The following is an 18994-nucleotide window of genomic DNA, read 5'->3' as shown; positions in this document are numbered from 1 at the left end:
CCCAGAGGTCAGTCACAATAGTTGTGGCGTTGTTAGCCCGTCTGTCACAAGCCTTGTTATTAGCATGCTTTGCTCGGTAACCTCGTAGGCTTTTATTACGCCTAAGCTCTCTTGATATGGTACTGGGACTTCTGTTTAACACCCTCGCTATAAAATTAATACTATGTTTTGCCCCTTTAAGGGCATAAATCTGGTATCGTTCACCTAGGCTTAGATGTGTATAGCTCATGGTTGCAATCTCACTTTGGTCGGTGGATAAAAACTTTGATGCTAGCGCATCTAGGTCTTTTTTTCACCTTGCATTTGGTATTGCACTTCATGTGTTAATCTAAGCATAATAAAAAGCCAGTCATATTTGATATAACTGGCTTTTTTATTGGCTGCTCAAAGACTTGAGACTTTATCTTTAACTAGGTTCTCGGCAAGGTCACGCCGCGCTGACCTTGGTATTTACCGCCGCGATCTTTGTAACTGGTCTCGCACACGTCATCGGCATCGCTTTGGAAAAACAGCATTTGCGCGACGCCTTCTCCGGCATAAATACGAGCTGGTAGATTGGTGGTATTACTGAACTCTAGCGTTACATGCCCTTCCCACTCAGGCTCTAGCGGCGTGACATTGACGATAATACCGCAACGTGCGTAAGTCGACTTGCCTAGGCAAATAGTCAGTACGTCGCGTGGAATACGGAAATATTCCATCGTACGTGCTAAGGCAAACGAGTTTGGCGGAATGATACACTCATCACCGACGATATCGATAAAGCTTTTATCATCGAAGTTTTTAGGATCAACAACGACTGAATGGACGTTGGTAAAGACTTTGAATTCAGGCGCACAGCGTACATCGTAACCGTAGCTTGAGGTACCGTAGCTCACCAAACGCTCGCCTGCATCATTGAAGCGCACTTGACCTGGCTCGTATGGCTCGATCATGCCGTGCTCTTCGGCCATTTTACGAATCCAGCGGTCAGACTTAATAGACATTGTTATTCCTTAGCAAATTTTTAATAGCGATGATTATACGGAATTGATGGCTCAATTTATAGGTTTTACGCGAGATAAAAGTATCCACTCGCTATTCAGCTTGAGTCAGATATTACCATTTTGCAAAGTGATCTTCCGCTAGTCCCATTACCTTATCCAAGCGTAGCACTTGCCCAGCTAAGCGTATCTCGCCGCTGTACTCCCCTAGCCACTGCTCAAAGATGCTGGCGACAACGCCGAAATTGTCTGTTTTTTTGTAGACTCTAATCGGCGTGAAAGTTAAATCGATATCGACACTGCTCCAGCCTAAGCTTCGATGATAAATGTGCCAAGTATTGGCAGAGGAGTCATTCGTATCTTTACGCTCAAATAATACAGGTGGCAGATAAAAAATCTCGCCATCGAGCCAACAAGCATTCTCACTTAGACCTGTCTCATTGACACCCATAGAGAGATTCAATAAAAAATGCCGACCATCTGCTAGGTAGCTGTTGATACAAGTCCAAAACCAATTGGTCTCATGACGCATATAACCCAGTGTCCAATCTAGATTGGCTTTTGTTGTCTTGCTCAATTCAAGTTTTTGCTGCTGACTATCAGCGGTTATCTGTGCACCCGCTTTGATAATTATCTCGCCGCTAGCAGCGCTCAACGGCTCTTTTTGGGTAAACGTCCAACCGCGTCTGCCTGTTGGCGTACATATCGCAAGCGGCTGCTGCTGACGCTCTAATTTTGCATGGACTGCTAGATATTGGCTATCAAGCTCTATACTCACCTGCTCTGGGGTAAAACCTAGCGTTAGGCTAAGCTTGCTATGGGTAAAAGACATCTGCCCTTGATAGTGATCGCCGATAAATTCACTGCGGCGCGTAACTGGCTGCAAGGCTTCCCCAATCTCTAATTGTGCAGTCTCTTCATTGTAAACATAAACAAAAGCACTAGTGGCAATCTTAATCGTTGCCAGTGCGAGACATACTCTAAAAGGCGGCTCGATGATTTGGACAAAACAGAATTGATTGGCCTTGAAGTCTTTACGCCAGTTTGATAATGGTTTTTGCGAGATTAACGGACTGTAATAATCGAGATAATTGATTTGTTTAACTTGCGAGAACACCCCAAATTGTGGCTGACCATTTTGGATGAGCTGTTCGATAGCTTGTGGCTTTATATCGGTAGAAATGATATTTGCGTAAGCTACATTATCTACCTTGTCGCTTTTAATAGGTCCATGCATTGCTATGACATCCTTGTCTTGCATTTATTACTGACTAATCACTTGTCCTTGATAGCTTACTTCGGTACTTATCACTGTTCTTTTTGCTTGCCTTGATGCGGCCCAAATGGCTTCTGTAATGGCTTTGACCTCTATTGCAGTGAGTCCATCGGCCAGCTCCTGCGTCACATTTGCTACGGCAAAACCATTTGTCCCAAAAGGATGCTTAGGAAACTTTAACAATAAAGCCGCCATCGCCTCTACTGCTGACAAAAAATCGGCAATCACCATTCGCCTATTACTAAAGGTTGCATTGACTTGATAGCGCTTGCTACTACCATCTTTATAGTAGCAAACGCCAATCAGTTGGTTATTTGATAGCTCAATTTCATACACGGGCGGACGCAGCATTTTTAGTAACGTGTACTGCTTGGGCGCAGCCTCTAAATGACTTTGATAAATAGATACACTCACAAAGCTTCCTTGCTTCTTTGTTAGAATAAAAATGCTTTTAACTTTATATTTGCTTAGGCTAATTTGTTATTGATAAACAATCATCATAAACGATTAAAAGATCCGCTTATCATCGACAGGCTTAGCAAATTTATCAATATTAGTCTCGATGTTTTTGGCTATATTGATATAGTAATTCGCAAACTCATCATCAGCCAATACACTTGGCTCCCCTTTATCGACTTGGGCGCGGATACCACTGGCAAGTGGTAGCTGCCCTAATAAAGGCACGTGGTAATGCTCAGCGATCATCTCGCCGCCACCTTTACCAAAAATCGCTTCGGTATGGTTGCAGTTACTACAAGTGTGCAGCGCCATGTTTTCAACAACACCAAGCACAGGAATACTGGTTTTGTTAAACATCTCAATACCTTTCTGCGCATCAAGTAGTGCAACGTGCTGCGGCGTCGTGACGATGACAGCGCCTGTCACTGGGATACGCTGTGCTAAGGTCAGCTGTATATCGCCCGTACCTGGCGGCATGTCAATCACCAAGTAATCTAGCTGTGGCCAGTTGGTTTGATTATAAAGCTGCATCAGCGCACCTGTCGCCTTTGGTCCACGCCACGCAACTGGTGTGTTCTCCCCATCGAGCAAGCTGCCGATAGAGAGCATCGCTATTCCATGCGCATCAACCGGAACGAACTGCTCGTTTTCTAATTGCGGCTTCACATCGGCAACACCTAGCATTGTCGGCATACTAGGCCCATATATATCCGCATCAAGCACGCCCACGCGATTACCCCGCTTTTGTAATGCCAGTGCGATGTTCACAGTCGTCGTTGATTTGCCAACGCCGCCCTTACCTGATGCCACAACAATAATATGGCGGATACGAGGATGCGCAGCTAATGAAGCTTGCGTAGGTGCTGCTTTGGTAATTGGCGGCTCAGCGTTAGCGTTATTGGCATTACTCACGTTGTTATTAACGCCAGATGAAGGCTGGGACTCCATCGCATTGGTTGTCTTTGGCATCTGCTTTGGTAAGCTTGAACCTGACCCTTTTTCTGGAGCAGGCAGGCGCACATTCATATGAATCGTGGTAATGCCATGCGGATGCAGCAGCTGACCAAGCTCTTGTTGGATAGCTTCAGGGTTGCTGTCTTGTGGCAGGCGCAAGTCTAGCGTCAGCGCCTCGCCGTCACGCTCAAGTCCTGTGACCATCGTCGCAATACTGACTGTTCCTATCTCATACCCAAGCAATACTTTATCAACGGCACTATCACGTTCTGCCTGCTGCTGCGGTGTTTCGGTTTTGGTGGTTTTTTTCTTCATAAAGTTGAACATAGCTATTATTATTGCCTATACAAGTGGATGAGTTTGGTACATGGCTTAATTCATATCGTCTCCTATTGAGCAAACGATAAAACCAGTGACCATTTTAGCCAAACCTTCTATCGTGACAGTGTAGCTGAATTGGACGCATAAAAAAACCACAACGCCAGTAGGTCTGACATTGTGGTTTGTTCTATTATAATAGGCGCAATATTTGTCTATTAATTCATAAACCAGCCATGACTGGCAACGATAGATTGTCCTGTAAACACATTACTGGGAAACGCCGCTAAGAATAGTGCCAACTGAGCAATATCCTCTACCGTTGTAAATTCTTTATCGACAGTATTTACTAGCATAATGTCATTAACGACAGATTCTTCACTAATACCTTTCTCGCTTGCTTGCTGCGGTATTTGTTTTTCGACCAAAGGCGTTTTGACAAACCCGGGACAGATCACATGCGAGCGCACATTATGCTCAGCACCTTCTTTTGCCAGTACGCGGCACAGTCCTAGCAGGCCGTGCTTGGCAGTGACGTAAGGTGCTTTATAAAGTGACGCTTCATGCGAGTGTACTGAGCCCATGTAGATGACCGTGCCGCCCTTATTGCCTTTATACATGTGCTTAATCGCGGCTTTAGTGGTCAAAAAAGCGCCATCTAAGTGAATAGCGAGCATTTTTTTCCAGTCATCAAACGTCATTTTATGGATAGGATCGATAATTTGGATACCAGCATTAGACACCAAAATATCAATAGCGCCAAAGGTATCAACCAATTTCTGTACACCTTCGTTTACCGCATCTTCAGAGGTCACATCCATCGCAATCGCAAGAGCACGCCCGCCACCTGCTTCAATGGCATCAACCGTTTGCTGTGCTGCTTCAAGATTGATATCGGCAATACCAACCGAAGCGCCTGCTTTTGCATAAGTCTCAGCGATATCACGACCGATACCACTTGCAGAGCCAGTGATTAATGCCACTTTACCTGTCAAATCCTGCTGTAATTGGGTGGACATATAGGTTCCTTATTATGATCTATAAATATTAGGAGATAAATCCTATTGAGCAATGCTAACTGGCGTTTTTTCTTGTAGCTCGTCAAAGCTAACACCATCTGCTAATTCAACCAATTTTAGGCCACTGTCAGTAACGTCTAATACGGCAAGCTCAGTGATGATACGATCAACCACGCCCTTACCCGTCAATGGTAGCTCACAGTTGGCTAAGATTTTTGGCTCGCCATGCTTGTTGACCTGTTCCATCAATACAATCACACGCTGTACGCCTGCGACCAAATCCATCGCACCGCCCATGCCTTTGACCATTTTTTTAGGAATCATCCAGTTAGCAAGGTCACCTTGTTCTGAGACTTCCATGGCGCCTAATATCGCTAAGTTGACATGACCACCGCGAATCATCGAAAAGGACTCTGAACTACTAAAATAACTGGCCCCTGCTTCTGCGGTCACGGTTTGCTTGCCTGCATTGATCAGATCGGCATCAACGGCGTCTTCGGTTGGAAACTCACCAATACCCAGCAAGCCGTTCTCTGATTGTAGCCATACGTCTACGCCTTCAGGAATATAGTTAGCGACTAGCGTTGGTAGACCAATGCCTAAGTTGACATAATAGCCGTCTTGTAGCTCTTTTGCCGCGCGCTGCGCCATTTGTTCTCTTGTCCATGCCATGCTGATTTCCTTATTTTTTACGATATTCTATTGCTATTCATCTAAATCGTTAGCTATCTAAACAATTAGCTATCTAAGTTATTATCAATCTAAAAACTGACGATAAGTCTCAACCATGATTTTATCTAAGCGCCTTCTACCGCTTTAGTCGTGGTTTTTTCGATACGTTTTTCAGGGCTAGCATTCAATACAATACGTTGCACAAAAATACCTGGTAGATGCACTTCATCTGGATCAAACGAACCTGTCTCGACGATTTCTTCGACTTCGACGATGGTGATTTTTCCCGCCATTGCGCAGTCTGGGTTGAAGTTGCGAGCGGTCTTATTAAATATCAAGTTACCGGCTTTATCAGCTTTTTGTGCTTTGATGAGTGCCACATCCGCACGTAATGAATGCTCTAACACATAAGTACGACCATCAAAATCACGCGTTTCTTTACCTTCGGCAACTAATGTGCCCACACCAGTCGCTGTATAGAATGCAGGAATACCCGCACCACCTGAGCGTAGCTTTTCTGCCAATGTACCTTGCGGGGTTAGCTCAACTTCTAACTCGCCTGCCAAGTACTGGCGTTCGAACTCTTTGTTTTCACCAACATATGATGAAATCATTTTCTTGATTTGGCGGGTCTGTAGTAGCAGACCAAGTCCAAAATCATCGACGCCAGCGTTGTTGCTGATACAGGTCAACTCTTTAACGCCACTATCACGTAGTGCTTCGATCAATGCTTCTGGAATGCCGCATAGACCAAAACCACCGATAGCGAGTGTTTGCCCATCGCTGACGATGCCTTTTAGCGCCTCTTCGGCACTGTTATATACTTTTGAGCGACTCATACTTATCTCCTTGCAAGTCTGTTTTTGTTATTAACGTCCATTATCTATCATGATTTATTTATTGTGCCAATCAATAGCGCATTGACTGTTTTAAATTTAAATCAATACATTTTATATCGATATATCATATATCAAATACTTATGCTAACTTAACATATAATTCTCGCAGCGAGAAGACAATAACACTAAGAACGAATGAGACAGTACAGTAGCGAGGTATGAGGCAAGTCAATATCATATTATTCCAAGATTAATATTTGATAAAAAATCAAAAATTACATATTTTGATTAATTTTATTGACCTACATCGATAATCGCGACATACACGCTGTCTTAATTTTGCCAAGGAGGGCTATCATGTTTAGTACATTTGCGATTGTCATCACCCTATTATTACTCATGTTTTTTGCTTATCGTGGTTATTCTGTGCTGATCTTAGCACCGATTATGGCGACGCTAGCAGTCTTACTATCAGGTGATTTTTTAAACACCATCCCCGCTTATACCGATGTCTTTATGGGCGCGTTAAGTGGGTTCTTACTCAAATTCTTCCCTATATTCTTGCTAGGGGCATTGTTTGGGCGTTTGATGGCCGACTCTGGTGCGGCAACCGCGATTGCCAATACCGTCGTCGAAAAGCTCGGTGCCAGCAAGGCCATTCTTGCGGTGATTTTGGTCTGTGCTATTTTGACCTATGGCGGGGTATCACTGTTTGTGGTGGCGTTTGCCATTTATCCTATTGCCAAGGACTTGTTCAGAGCAGCCGATATCCCAAAACGTTTGATTCCTGCTGCCATTGCCCTAGGGTCATTTACCTTTACAATGACTGCACTGCCAGGCACGCCAGCCATCCAAAACGCTATTCCAATTCCTTACTACAACACCAACGTATTTGCCGCGCCTATTTTGGGTATCATTGGCGGTACGATCATGTTTATTGGTGGTTGGTTGTGGCTTCAGTCACGTGCCAACAAAGCAAATGCAGCGGGGGAAGGTTATGGTCAGCATGATGAAGAGGATGTAGGCGGCGTTGGAGCGGCTGCAAAAAAAGCTGATATATTAAACACTCATCACACTTCATTCACCGTTGCCATGATTCCGCTGATATTGGTCATTGGCTTGAACGCTATATTGACCTATGTGGTTTTCCCATCGATAGATTTCAGTAGCCTAAAAACTCAGTTTCCCGATTTAAATATAGATGGATCGCTCGGGTTATGGTCAATTATTATCTCGTTGGTCGTCGCTTGTGTGGTGTTAATTCTGCTCCGCATCGGACATTGGAATAACCTACAAAAAACCATCAACCGTGGTACTTATGACTCGATGCTGCCGATTTTTAATACTGCATCAGAAGTGGGTTATGGCGCAGTTATCGCATCATTAGCAGGCTTCCTTATCATTCGTGATAGCATTTTAAACCTTACCCCTGACAACCCTCTGATCTCAGAAGCCGTCGCGATGACCACGCTTGCTGGTATCACAGGCTCATCGTCTGGTGGTTTGAGTATTGCGCTGTCGACCTTGGGTGAAGACTATCTAAGAATGGCCGTCAATGCGGGTATCGACCCTGAGTTAATGCACCGCGTAGCCGTTATGGCGGCAGGTGGTCTTGATACGCTTCCACACAGTGGCGCTGTCATTACCTTGCTAGCGATTTGTGGTTTGACCCATAAACAGTCTTATTTGAACTTGGCGATGGTGACGATGGTCATTCCATTGGTCGCTGTGGTTGCTGTGATTATCTTAGGGACGATGTTTGGTTCATTCTAAGCTAGCTTAGTCATTTAATCATTTAGTCACTTAGCCATTTATTATTGACTACTGGTATCTAAGTGAATAATGGATAAATAAAAAACCCACTTAGCACACTGCTTGGTGGGTTTTTTATGGCTGGTTTATGACCATCAACATGCGGTGTGAACCTATCGTTCATGGCTAATAAATGCTTGCCAAATGAGAAGTAATTACCAAGGAATATCACAAAATTATCTGAATTACGGTATCATAGGCACACTTTTTGATTTTTTATTATTTTTAGAAGTTTTTAGCATTAACGATGTCGCATCGATGAGCGATGAGCCGCTTAAGATGTTCGATAACTAACCCATTTATACAAAAATATAGGTGATAAAAGTGCGTGAGATTTTAGTAACCAGTGCGCTGCCCTACGCCAATGGCGACATCCATTTGGGGCATCTTGTAGAATATATTCAGACAGACATCTGGGTACGTGCGATGAAGGCGCAAGGCCATCAGGTCACTTATGTCTGTGCCGATGACGCGCACGGTACAGCCATCATGCTCAAAGCAGAAGCCAATGGCGTCACGCCAGAGGAGCAAATTGCCTCAGTCAAAGCCTCACACGAAGCAGATTTTTCAAAGTTCCTGATCAATTTTGATAACTACCACAGCACTCATTCAGAAGAAAACAAACAGTTCTCTGAGCTGATTTATCGTCGTCTCAATGAGGCTGGTCATATCAGCACAAAAGATGTCGAGCAGCTATTTGATCCTGAAAAGCAATTGTTTTTAGCCGATCGTTTTGTCAAAGGCACTTGCCCTGAGTGCGATTCACCAGATCAATATGGTGATAACTGCGAAGTATGCGGCACCACTTATGATGCCACTGAGCTGAAAAACCCGCGCTCAACGTTATCGGATGCCACGCCTGTGCTTAAAACTTCTAAGCATTATTTCTTTGACTTGCCAGAGTTTGAGCAGTTCTTACAGGACTGGACGCGCAGTGACAATCGCTTGCAAACCTCAGTGGCTAATAAATTGCAAGAATGGTTTGAGGCAGGACTTACTAGCTGGGATATCTCGCGCGATGCGCCCTACTTCGGTTTTCAAATTCCAGACACCCCAAGCGATGAGCCAGACAAATATTTTTATGTCTGGCTTGATGCGCCAGTTGGCTACATGGCAAGCTTTAAAAACCTATGTGATAAGCGTGCGGGAACAGAGCAAGCGCTTGATTTTGACCGCTACTGGGCACAAGAAAACGAGCACAAAACCGAAGTTTATCACTTCATCGGTAAAGACATCGTGTATTTCCATGCACTGTTTTGGCCAGCCATGCTAGCCGGTAGCGAATTGCGCACGCCAACGGGCGTCTTTGCCCATGGCTTCTTGATGGTCAATGGCGAAAAAATGAGTAAGTCACGCGGCACTTTCATCAAGGCCGAGACGTATGCTGAGCATTTACACCCTGAATACTTACGTTATTACTTCGCCAGCAAACTGTCTGACAAAGTCGAAGATATCAACCTTGATTTAGAAGACTTTATGCAAAAGGTCAACTCTGACTTGGTGGGTAAAGTGGTCAATATCGCTAGTCGTAGTGCAGGATTCTTGGTTAAAAAGTACGACGGTATACTGTCTGAGACTTGCGCTGAACCGCGCCTATTAGAAGACATTACCAAAACGGGCGATGAGATTGCTGCTGCTTACGAGAATCGTGAATTCTCACGTGCTATGCGCCTCATCATGCAGTGTGCGGATAAAGCCAACGAATATATCGATGCCAAAAAACCATGGTCGCTCGCGAAATTGGAAGGCACTGAGCAAGAAGTTCAAGACGTCTGCTCGGTCGCTATCAACATTTTCCGTCAGTTGATGGTCTATCTGGCACCAGTATTGCCTGAGCTGACAGCAAATGCGAAAGAGTTTTTGAATATTGACGATTTAAGCTTTGCCAGTCGTAATGAGTGGTTATTAGGCCATAAAATCAATAAATTCAAGCCACTGATGCAACGTATCGAAGAAAAAGATATTGAAGCCATGGTAGAAGATTCTAAAGCATCATTAGCTCAAGCTGATGCGCCTGCTGTGACCGAAAATAACAAGCCTGCCGCAAAAGACAAATCACCTGCAATAGACGCTAATACTGTTGCCGAGCAAACGGATTATATTGGTATTGAAGACTTTGCTAAGGTTGAGATGAAAGTCGCTAAAGTGCTTGAGTGCAATCACGTAGAAGGCGCGGACAAGCTGCTACAGTTCACACTAGATGTTGGTGAAGAAAAGCCACGTAACGTGTTTAGCGGCATTCGTAAGTTCTATGAGCCTGAGCAACTGACGGGTAAGAAAGTCATTTGCGTGACCAACCTTGCCCCGCGAAAGATGAAATTTGGTATCTCTGAGGGCATGATTTTGTCATCAGGCGATCCAAAAACTCAGCTAACGGTCGTTACGCTACCTGATAACTGTGTCATTGGTGATGTACTCGCATAAAAATATTAACTTAAGTAGTGGTGTAAGTGATAATTAAAGAAAGAACGAAAAAAACGGTCTAAATAGACCGTTTTTTTATGGCTGACTTAAAAGATTAAAGTGCGCTGTTATCTACTCAAAACATCAATAATTTCCAACGTGTTATTAATTACTGTCACAATCTTATTGTCTGGCGTACGGATACGTACGTAACGGTCATCATAACGATCTAAAATAACAGAACGATCATAATCCCTTCTATCAATCTTGCCGACTACTCTATAACCGTATTTATCAAGGTCACGCTTGAATGACGCGTTAGGGCTAGCATTGCGATACGCATTAATATTAGGGTGGGCATTGCCATTATTTTGATAATTGTTATGGTTGTAATCTTTACTAATGTGAGCAGAGTTACCCTTGCCATTTCCATGACCGTGCCCATTACCATGATTGTCTTTTGCCATAGCAGGCAGGCAAATCAATGAGCTTGCCGTAATGCCAGCGATGGTCAATAACTTTAAATTAGCTGTATTCATAATGTTATCCTTAAAATATGCGTTTGAATAATAGTAATGAGATATTTGAATGCGTTGTATAGTCAAGTCAATTTAAAAATGACACAACGAGATTAAAGGCTATTTTTCGCAGCCTCTGGAGACGAAGTCACAGCAAGCAAGGAAAATAGTATTTAATCGAGTGTGTTTATGATGATATATCAGTTTTATTTGGGCTTTACTATATATTCAACACGTCAACATAATAATGATATGGATTTTGGACGCACCCTACTTCTCATATAAAAAATTTTTATATAAACATTAGCTTACGTTAATTATGAAGTGGATTGGTAATAGATGCGTTGCTAGCTTGTATGCTTTTTGACTATCAGTTTATTGGATAAGACAATGCCTTAAGAGGCTAATTCTTATGGTTAAATACTCAAAACCACACTTATGACAGTGGTTACGACAATGCCTAATAGTCTTACTAAGTACGCCTATGACGAATGCGCTTTAATTTTTTATTGCGATAACTTACATTGCTGTCATAATATGAACATAATAATCGACGGAACGATTACTTTAATTAATGGTTAGCCTGCTATGTTGACGTAGACGTAGTATTGACTCGGCTAATCTGCATTCTCCAATATCTTTTTTAGAACCAAAGAGAACCAAACAGATTCTTTGAGCATTGCTATTAGTAGGCTTGATCAATCTGACAGTCCTCGCTTGGTTTTTATGATTGATATAACCTATGAGTTATCCTAATAATGACTATTGCTTCTACTCTACGCTTAAGCCTATATGGCGTTGCTCTTAGTGCCATTAGCACACTTGGCCTGATAGGCTGCTCGAACTCCTCTACTGACACAGCCGCCACTACTGAAAATAGCTCTGCTGCAGATGCAGAAAAACCTGCCAAATCTATTGCGATTACCCAAATCGTTGAGCATCCATCATTGGATGACATGCGCCGCGGTATTATTGATGAGCTGGCAGACAATGGTTATGTCGAAGGCCAAAACCTAACGGTCAACTTCCAAAGTGCACAGGGCAATACAGCGACAGCAGGACAGATTGCTAAGCAGTTTGCAGGAGACAATCCGGACGCCATCGTCGCTATCTCGACGCCATCGGCCCAGTCGATTGTCGCGGCTACCACTACTATTCCTATCATTTATACGGCCGTATCAGACCCACTAGGCGCTAAGCTTATCAATGAAGATGGCAAGCCTTTTCAAAGCAATTTGACAGGATTATCGAGTCAGCTACCTCTAGAGCCGCAGTTAGATTTACTACAACAAATAAAGCCTGAGATGAAAACGATCGGCTACGTTTACAGCCCAGGCGAAGCAAACTCAGTGTCATTGCGTGATAGCCTAAAACAAGCGCTACCAGCACGAGATCTGACATTGTTAGATATCCCTGCCAATCGTCCAACCGATATCGGCATGGCAACCCGTAGCTTGCAAGGACGCGCAGATATCATCTATACCTCATTTGACAACAACGTCGCCTCTGCTTTTGAGGCCATGACTCAAGCAGCAAACGAGTTGAAACTCCCTATTGTCGCGTCTGATGAGTTTAGCGTGAAGCGCGGCGCGGCAGCTGCTCTTGGCGTTAATGATTATGACTTTGGTCGTACCACTGGCAAAATGGTATATCGCGTATTAAATGGCGAGGCGATCAATAACATTGAACCTGCCGTCATGAACGATCTAACCTTATATATCAGCCCTAAGCATGCCAAAACGCAAGGCGTTAGTTTGCCAGCAGAGTTGCTAAAAAATGGCATCAATGTTGATGAACAAGCGCAAAGCACTGATAACAAATAGCACGAATAAAATAAATAGTGCTGAATAGTAATACTGAAAAATACCCTGTAGCCATCATAAGTGGCTCGCTTTACCCTTTTACCCATCTATTAAATAATGTACGGACACATTATTACTTTTAGGAGTCAGAACCATGTTGTATCAAAATCGTTTTAATTTTGGCAAAGCGTTACTACTAGGCGGTGTATGCACTGCTATCTTAACGGGTTGTAATCAATCAGCCCAAGATACTAGCACGACTGATACTGCGGCTACTGGCGATACTGCCACCGAAATGAAAACTGTTGCTATCACTGCTATCGTTGAGCATCCAGCACTTGATGATGTACGCAAAGGCGTGATCGATGAGTTAAACGAAGCAGGATTCAAAGATGGTGAAAACCTAACGGTCAACTTCCAAAGCGCACAAGGTAACACTGCGACAGCCGGTCAGATTGCCAAACAGTTCGTCGCTGATGATCCAGATGTGATCGTAGCGATTGCTACCCCATCTGCACAGTCTGTGGCCGCCTCAACGAGCAGCATTCCACTGGTATTCTCTGCGGTGACTGATCCAGTCGCTGCCAAGCTGGTGCCAAGTTTGGACGGCTCTGGCACCAACGTGACAGGAGCCTCAGATGCCCTACCATATGAGCCGCAAATTGAATTGATGCGCCAAGTCATTCCTGAACTAAAAAATGTCGGTTATGTCTATAGTCCAGGTGAAGTCAACTCAACGATTATCTTACAAAATCTAAAAGAGAAATTGACCCCTCAAGGCATTAACGTGCTTGAAGCACCAGCACAGCGTAGTAATGACATCGCAATGGCAGCACGTAGCCTAGAAGGTAAGGTCGATATGATCTACACCTCAACAGACAATAACGTGGTATCCGCTTACGAGTCACTCTATCAAATCGCCAAAGAAAGCAAGATTCCACTGATCGCCTCAGATACCAGCTCAGTTGAGCGCGGTGCGGTTGCAGCATTAGGCGTAGATTATTATGAGCTTGGCCGTGAAACGGGTAAGATCGTTGTTCGTATCTTGAATGGTGAAAAAGCAGGCGCTATCCCTGTTTACACCCCACAAGCGCTTAACCTGTATGTCAGCCCAAAACATGCTGAAGAAGAAGGCATTACTTTGTCACAAGCAGTTATCGATAAAGCAAAAGAAGTGGTAGAATAACGCACCTTTGTATTTGGCTTACCATAGCAGCCATGAGCAAAATCATAATATGAATCAGTGATTGCGCTTTTGTGCTGTCATGCTAAATGTTTGACAAGAAACCCAGCTATGAGTCAGTAGGCTGGGCTTCTTGTTTCAGCAGAACCTGTTTAAATAGCTTGTTTCATATATTGCTGTAGTTAGCTTATGGCTTATCTGATACTTGTTAAGTAAAATACATTTTTGCTGTATTGGATATTGCCGTTGCTTGAATCAGCGCTTTAAACCAAGGTAACTTATGAACGTTGTTAATCGTGACCTGTTTTGGTTTACCCTAACCGCAGATTGCTTAATCTGTTAAATTCACCGCTTAGCTGTTTAGCATTTAGAGGGTTTTGGCGCTTGCCACTCACTTATCTTGGTTCCATACGCTAGACACTGAGTTATGACTTACTGATCTCTTATGTCTTTAATTGCTTTTTTTGGTGCGCTTGAAAGTGGTCTGATCTATGGCCTCGTCGCACTTGGTGTGCTGATCTCATTTCGTACGCTTGACTTTCCTGACTTGACGGCTGACGGTAGCTTTCCGCTGGGCGGCGCGGTCGCTGGCATCTCTATCGTTGCGGGTGTCAATCCGTGGCTCGCCTGTGCTTTTGGTATGCTAGCAGGCTCAATCGCTGGTATCGTTACTGCATGGCTGCATGTCAAACTTGGCATCCTACAATTGCTTGCCAGTATCTTAGTGATGGTTGCCCTATATTCTGTCAACCTACGCATCATGGGCGCCCCAAACCTACCGCTACTTGGTGAAACGACGGTATTTAGTACCTTAGTGACTAATGGCAATGGTTATTGGATGCGCTGTCTGATTATCGGTGTGGTCGTGGCGATTGCCATGTTATTTTTAAACTGGTTTTATAGTACCGAAACTGGTTTATCAATGCGTGCTACTGGCTCAAACTTGAGAATGGCACAAGCGCAAGGTATTAATACCTCATGGATGACCATCATCGGTATGGCGATCTCTAACGGCTTGATTGCCTTGGCAGGTGCGCTATTTGTCCAGACCCAAGGCGGCGCTGATATTTCTATTGGTATCGGCACCATCGTCATCGGTCTAGCAGCAGTCATCATTGGTGAGACCATCATTCCTGCCAAGCGTATTTGGTTAATTACCTTTGCGGTTGTGGTCGGTGCAGTATTGTACAAGCTGTTTATTCAGGTCGCACTATCGAGCGATACGCTGCGTAGTATCGGCTTTGGCCCGCAAGATTTGAACTTAATCACAGCATTACTCGTGGTATTGGCGTTGGTCTTACCAAAAGCGAAAACGAAGTTTTTATCACGCAAAGTTCGCGCCTAATGACAGTTTAAGCAAGTACCAACAGCACTTGCTTTGCCCGAAGAGATAATAAGGAATAACGATTATGATGCAAGCCACCGATTTACAGTTGACCTTTAATCCAGGCACACCTATCGAAAACCCTGCCCTACGTGGTATTAGTTTGAATATCGCTGATGGTGAGTTCGTCACTGTTATTGGTACCAATGGTGCAGGTAAATCGACTTTTTTGAACGCAGTCAGCGGTACCACGCGCGTCGATAGTGGTTCAATCCTGCTAAATGGCATTGATGTCACCAAAAAATCCGCCCATCAACGTGCACACTGGGTCGCGCGTGTTTTTCAGGATCCGATGGCAGGTACTTGTGAAGCGCTGACCATTGAAGAAAACATGGCCTTGGCCTATAAACGTGGCGGCAAGCGCGGTTTGAAGTTTGCACTAAATCAAAACAACCGTGACTTGTTCCGTGAAAAACTGTCTGTGTTAAAACTGGGACTAGAAAATCGCCTGACAGACCGTATGGGTCTACTCTCTGGTGGTCAACGTCAAGCGGTGAGCCTGCTGATGGCATCGCTACAGCCCTCTAAGATTTTATTGCTCGATGAGCATACTGCTGCCCTTGATCCAAAAACTGCCGCCTTTGTTTTAGAATTGACAGATAAAATTGTCACAGACAATAAGCTCACCACCATGATGGTGACCCACTCTATGCAACAAGCATTGGCACATGGTACGCGCACCGTGATGCTACACCAAGGGCAAGTGGTCTTGGACGTGTCTGGAGACATTCGTCGCGGCATGACCGTACACGATTTGTTAGATATGTTCGAGCAAACACGCGGCGAAAAGGTTGAAGACGATAGCTTAATTTTGAGCTAGACTGTCTCAACTTATTGACTCTCAAAAAGCAGACATTACTGTTTCTAATTGCTTCTAAAACCTTCAAGAAAATTGATGTTTCTTGAAGGTTTTTTGTTATCTATGGTTACTACTGCTACACACGGTACAGCGGGCATTATATAGTGATGAGATACCACCATTATGCCGCCATTTATCGATGAGGTCTGTCATGCGCAAAATTCCTGTTTACTCCCACCCTGCTGCAGGTTGGCCTGCGCTGATCTCCTCGACACGCAAACTGATGGATTATCAAACCTTTTTACGCGGTAGTGTCAGCGTCCTAAAAAGCAATCAACCTCAAGGCGGATTTGACTGCCCAGGCTGCGCGTGGCCAGACCATAAGTCACATAAGCGCATCGACGTCTGCGAAAACGGCATCAAAGTCATCGCCAGCGAAACCATGACGAAAAAGGCAGATGCACAATTTTTTGCAAGGCATACCGTGACCGAGTTACAAAGATGGTCTGGCTACGAACTTGAGCATAGCGGGCGTTTGTCAGAACCGATGTACTATGATGCCGCGCAAGATCGCTACGTCCCTATTCCTTGGGAAGCGGCTTATGGCTTAATCACTGAGCAGCTTGGAAAGCTTGATTCACCCAATGAAGCACTATTTTATACCTCAGGGCGCGTGACCAACGAGCCGGCCTTTATGTATCAGCTGTTTGTTCGCAGCTTTGGCACCAACAACCTGCCTGACTGCTCGAACATGTGCCATGAGCCGACCTCAGTGATGCTCGGTAAACAGCTAGGCGTCGGCAAAGCGACAGTCATGCTAGAGGATTTTGAGCAAGCCAAACTGATATTGATGTTTGGGCAAAACCCAGCGACTAACCATCCACGAATGCTGGAGATGCTTGCCCATGCACATGAGCAAGGATGCCGAATCATCTCGATTAATCCGATGCGCGAGCAAGGCTTGAGTAGATTTAGAAATCCGCAAAAACCAATGCATATGGCCGCAGGTCAAAGTGATGATATGGTCGATGATGTCATTCAAATTCAAATCGGCGGTGATACCGCGCTATTGACGGGCATTGCTAAATGGCTGATTGAAAATGATAGAATCAACCATGACTTTATCACTACTCATACCGCAGGTTTTGAACCGCTAAAACAATGGCTAACAGCGCAAACTTGGGAAGACATCACGCTTGGCTGCGGTATTCCTCAAATAGATATTGTCAATCTCGCTAAGCTAGTTGCTGATAGTTCAGCGACCATTTGTACTTGGGGCATGGGTATCACCCAGCATGTGCAAGGCGATGACAATGTTGCGATGATTACCAATCTATTATTATTGATGGGTATGATTGGTATTGATGGTGCGGGCGCCTCCCCTGTTCGTGGTCACTCCAATGTTCAGGGCGATCGTACCATGGGTATCCATGAACGCCCGAGTAAAACCTTACTGGACAGTCTAGAGCGCGTCTTTGAGCGTCCTATGCCAAAAGAGCATGGCTATGATGTCGTCACAGGCGCCAAAGCGCTTATCGAAGGTGACTTAAAAGTGTTTATGGGTATGGGCGGTAATTATGCTGTGGCAGCCCCTGATACGAGCGCTATTCAACAAGCATTAACCACCACTCAGCTCAATGTATTTGTCGGTACCAAGCTCAATGAAACCATGCTATACCCAGGAGCAAACAACGTCATTCTGCCTTGTCTGGGTCGTACTGAGCGTATCCTGACAACAAAAGGTGAGCAGTTTGCAACGATTGAAGATTCAATGTGTCAGATAGTTCCAACCCAAGGTAAGCTTAAACCTGTGAGTGATAACTTAAAGTCTGAGGCAAAGATTATAGCGGAGCTTGCGACACATGTACTTGGTGCTGACTCCTCTATTCCTTGGCTTGCAATGAGCGAAGATTTTGATCTCATTCGAGACTATATCGCCCAAGCTATTAACGGTTTTGAAAACTTCAATCAGCGCATTCGTACCAATGAGCGCGGGTTTCATTTGTATCATGCAGCGCGCCATCGTGTATGGAATACCGAGAGTGGCAAAGCTCAGTTTGAAGTACCGCATTACTCCATTACGTACGTTGCAGCCCAAATGGCGGACACACATGACATTGATCATGAGGACACAACGCAAAAGGTTTGGCAACTGACCAGCGTTCGTAGTCATGACCAGTTCAATACGATGATATTTGGATTCAAAGACCGCTATCGCCAGACCAACCGCCGAGATGTGCTATTCATGCATCCAGATGAAATCAGCCGCCTAGGCTGGCAAAAAGGAGATCAGGTGATGGTATCGCGGCACGCCAGCAGCTCAAGCCACACAGCGCATAAAAACAAGCCGCGCGTACTAGGGCCTCTCATATTGACTGAGATGGATATCGCCGCCAATGCCGTCGCCGCCTATTATCCTGAATGTAACGACCTGTTTGATTTGGATACCCATGCGCCAGACTCTCATATCCCAGCATACAAATCGACGACCGTGATCTTAGAGCGTGTGAATACAAGTGTTCAGACAGCCGAACCTGTATAAGTGGTAATGATCACTGAAAGTAATTTTGAGC

At 44.5% G+C, this 18994-nt stretch carries 16 protein-coding genes; 7 read left to right on the top strand and 9 right to left on the bottom strand.

The genetic code is table 11. The features are described from left to right. The 8 genes from BLR43_RS14005 to BLR43_RS04070 form a co-directional block, all read right to left on the bottom strand. On the bottom strand, window positions 1–229 hold a 229-nt coding region (locus BLR43_RS14005; protein ID WP_143007409.1), incomplete at its 3' end, for a helix-turn-helix domain-containing protein. A 181-nt stretch (window positions 230–410) separates the two neighbouring features. After that, the gene (gene dcd, locus BLR43_RS04100; RefSeq protein WP_058024138.1) at window positions 411–986 is read right to left on the bottom strand and encodes a dCTP deaminase; all 576 of its coding nucleotides are present in this window, start codon (window positions 984–986) and stop codon (window positions 411–413) included. 112 nt (window positions 987–1098) lie between these two features. Then, a complete protein-coding gene (locus BLR43_RS04095) occupies window positions 1099–2220 on the bottom strand; it encodes a DUF2804 domain-containing protein (protein ID WP_071001273.1) in 1122 nt (373 codons plus the stop codon). Between the two features lie 27 nt (window positions 2221–2247). Next, window positions 2248–2673, bottom strand: coding sequence for a hypothetical protein (locus BLR43_RS04090; protein WP_058024140.1), 426 nt, complete (start codon window positions 2671–2673; stop codon window positions 2248–2250). 93 nt (window positions 2674–2766) lie between these two features. Beyond that, complete coding sequence (gene apbC, locus BLR43_RS04085) at window positions 2767–3999, bottom strand: iron-sulfur cluster carrier protein ApbC (RefSeq protein ID WP_071001272.1); 1233 nt, start codon at window positions 3997–3999, stop codon at window positions 2767–2769. Window positions 4000–4208: 209 nt separating this feature from the next. Further along, a complete protein-coding gene (locus tag BLR43_RS04080; protein ID WP_071001271.1) occupies window positions 4209–5009 on the bottom strand; it encodes a 3-hydroxybutyrate dehydrogenase in 801 nt (266 codons plus the stop codon). A 42-nt stretch (window positions 5010–5051) separates the two neighbouring features. Continuing rightward, the gene (locus tag BLR43_RS04075; protein ID WP_093068991.1) at window positions 5052–5681 is read right to left on the bottom strand and encodes a 3-oxoacid CoA-transferase subunit B; all 630 of its coding nucleotides are present in this window, start codon (window positions 5679–5681) and stop codon (window positions 5052–5054) included. 125 nt (window positions 5682–5806) lie between these two features. Then, window positions 5807–6520 (bottom strand): CoA transferase subunit A, encoded by a 714-nt coding sequence (locus tag BLR43_RS04070; RefSeq protein WP_071001269.1) that lies wholly within the window; start codon window positions 6518–6520, stop codon window positions 5807–5809. Window positions 6521–6877: 357 nt separating this feature from the next. Here BLR43_RS04070 and BLR43_RS04065 point away from each other — a divergent pair, with 357 nt between their 5' ends. Continuing rightward, window positions 6878–8293, top strand: coding sequence for a GntP family permease (locus BLR43_RS04065; RefSeq protein WP_071001268.1), 1416 nt, complete (start codon window positions 6878–6880; stop codon window positions 8291–8293). 363 nt (window positions 8294–8656) lie between these two features. Continuing rightward, the gene (gene metG, locus BLR43_RS04060; RefSeq protein WP_167669380.1) at window positions 8657–10756 is read left to right on the top strand and encodes a methionine--tRNA ligase; all 2100 of its coding nucleotides are present in this window, start codon (window positions 8657–8659) and stop codon (window positions 10754–10756) included. Between the two features lie 107 nt (window positions 10757–10863). Here the strand turns inward: metG and BLR43_RS04055 are convergent, their stop codons facing one another. Beyond that, window positions 10864–11274 (bottom strand): hypothetical protein, encoded by a 411-nt coding sequence (locus BLR43_RS04055; RefSeq protein WP_071001267.1) that lies wholly within the window; start codon window positions 11272–11274, stop codon window positions 10864–10866. 737 nt (window positions 11275–12011) lie between these two features. Between BLR43_RS04055 and BLR43_RS04050 the strand changes: the two genes are divergently transcribed. The 5 genes from BLR43_RS04050 to BLR43_RS04030 all read left to right on the top strand — a co-directional run bounded on the left by BLR43_RS04050 (window position 12012) and on the right by BLR43_RS04030 (window position 18963). Next, window positions 12012–13076, top strand: a complete 1065-nt coding sequence (locus tag BLR43_RS04050; RefSeq protein WP_071001265.1) for an ABC transporter substrate-binding protein — start codon at window positions 12012–12014, stop codon at window positions 13074–13076. A gap of 133 nt (window positions 13077–13209) precedes the next feature. Further along, window positions 13210–14241: an ABC transporter substrate-binding protein gene (locus tag BLR43_RS04045; RefSeq protein WP_071001264.1), complete on the top strand. Its 1032-nt coding sequence runs from the start codon at window positions 13210–13212 to the stop codon at window positions 14239–14241. Between the two features lie 442 nt (window positions 14242–14683). Continuing rightward, complete coding sequence (locus BLR43_RS04040; RefSeq protein WP_071001263.1) at window positions 14684–15583, top strand: ABC transporter permease; 900 nt, start codon at window positions 14684–14686, stop codon at window positions 15581–15583. Between the two features lie 64 nt (window positions 15584–15647). Beyond that, on the top strand, window positions 15648–16442 hold the full coding sequence (locus tag BLR43_RS04035) for an ABC transporter ATP-binding protein (protein WP_071001262.1): 795 nt from the start codon (window positions 15648–15650) through the stop codon (window positions 16440–16442). Window positions 16443–16632: 190 nt separating this feature from the next. Next, window positions 16633–18963: an FdhF/YdeP family oxidoreductase gene (locus tag BLR43_RS04030; RefSeq protein ID WP_071001261.1), complete on the top strand. Its 2331-nt coding sequence runs from the start codon at window positions 16633–16635 to the stop codon at window positions 18961–18963. Window positions 18964–18994: the final 31 nt, after the last annotated feature.

It is taken from the genome of Psychrobacter pacificensis (assembly GCF_900101915.1).
GTDB classification, from domain to species: Bacteria; Pseudomonadota; Gammaproteobacteria; order Pseudomonadales; family Moraxellaceae; genus Psychrobacter; species Psychrobacter pacificensis.
The sequence above is the reverse complement of the archived record's forward strand: the minus strand, read 5'-3'. Positions and strand labels throughout refer to the sequence as shown.

Coding starts and splice junctions, on each gene's coding strand:
- dcd (WP_058024138.1), bottom strand. CDS start 986: ATGTCTATTAAGTCTGACCGCTGGATTCGTAAAATGGCCGAAGAGCAC.
- BLR43_RS04095 (WP_071001273.1), bottom strand. CDS start 2,220: ATGCATGGACCTATTAAAAGCGACAAGGTAGATAATGTAGCTTACGCA.
- BLR43_RS04055 (WP_071001267.1), bottom strand. CDS start 11,274: ATGAATACAGCTAATTTAAAGTTATTGACCATCGCTGGCATTACGGCA.
- BLR43_RS04080 (WP_071001271.1), bottom strand. CDS start 5,009: ATGTCCACCCAATTACAGCAGGATTTGACAGGTAAAGTGGCATTAATC.
- BLR43_RS04065 (WP_071001268.1), top strand. CDS start 6,878: ATGTTTAGTACATTTGCGATTGTCATCACCCTATTATTACTCATGTTT.
- BLR43_RS04040 (WP_071001263.1), top strand. CDS start 14,684: ATGTCTTTAATTGCTTTTTTTGGTGCGCTTGAAAGTGGTCTGATCTAT.
- BLR43_RS04070 (WP_071001269.1), bottom strand. CDS start 6,520: ATGAGTCGCTCAAAAGTATATAACAGTGCCGAAGAGGCGCTAAAAGGC.
- BLR43_RS04030 (WP_071001261.1), top strand. CDS start 16,633: ATGCGCAAAATTCCTGTTTACTCCCACCCTGCTGCAGGTTGGCCTGCG.
- BLR43_RS04035 (WP_071001262.1), top strand. CDS start 15,648: ATGATGCAAGCCACCGATTTACAGTTGACCTTTAATCCAGGCACACCT.
- BLR43_RS04050 (WP_071001265.1), top strand. CDS start 12,012: ATGACTATTGCTTCTACTCTACGCTTAAGCCTATATGGCGTTGCTCTT.
- apbC (WP_071001272.1), bottom strand. CDS start 3,999: ATGTTCAACTTTATGAAGAAAAAAACCACCAAAACCGAAACACCGCAG.
- BLR43_RS04075 (WP_093068991.1), bottom strand. CDS start 5,681: ATGGCATGGACAAGAGAACAAATGGCGCAGCGCGCGGCAAAAGAGCTA.
- BLR43_RS04045 (WP_071001264.1), top strand. CDS start 13,210: ATGTTGTATCAAAATCGTTTTAATTTTGGCAAAGCGTTACTACTAGGC.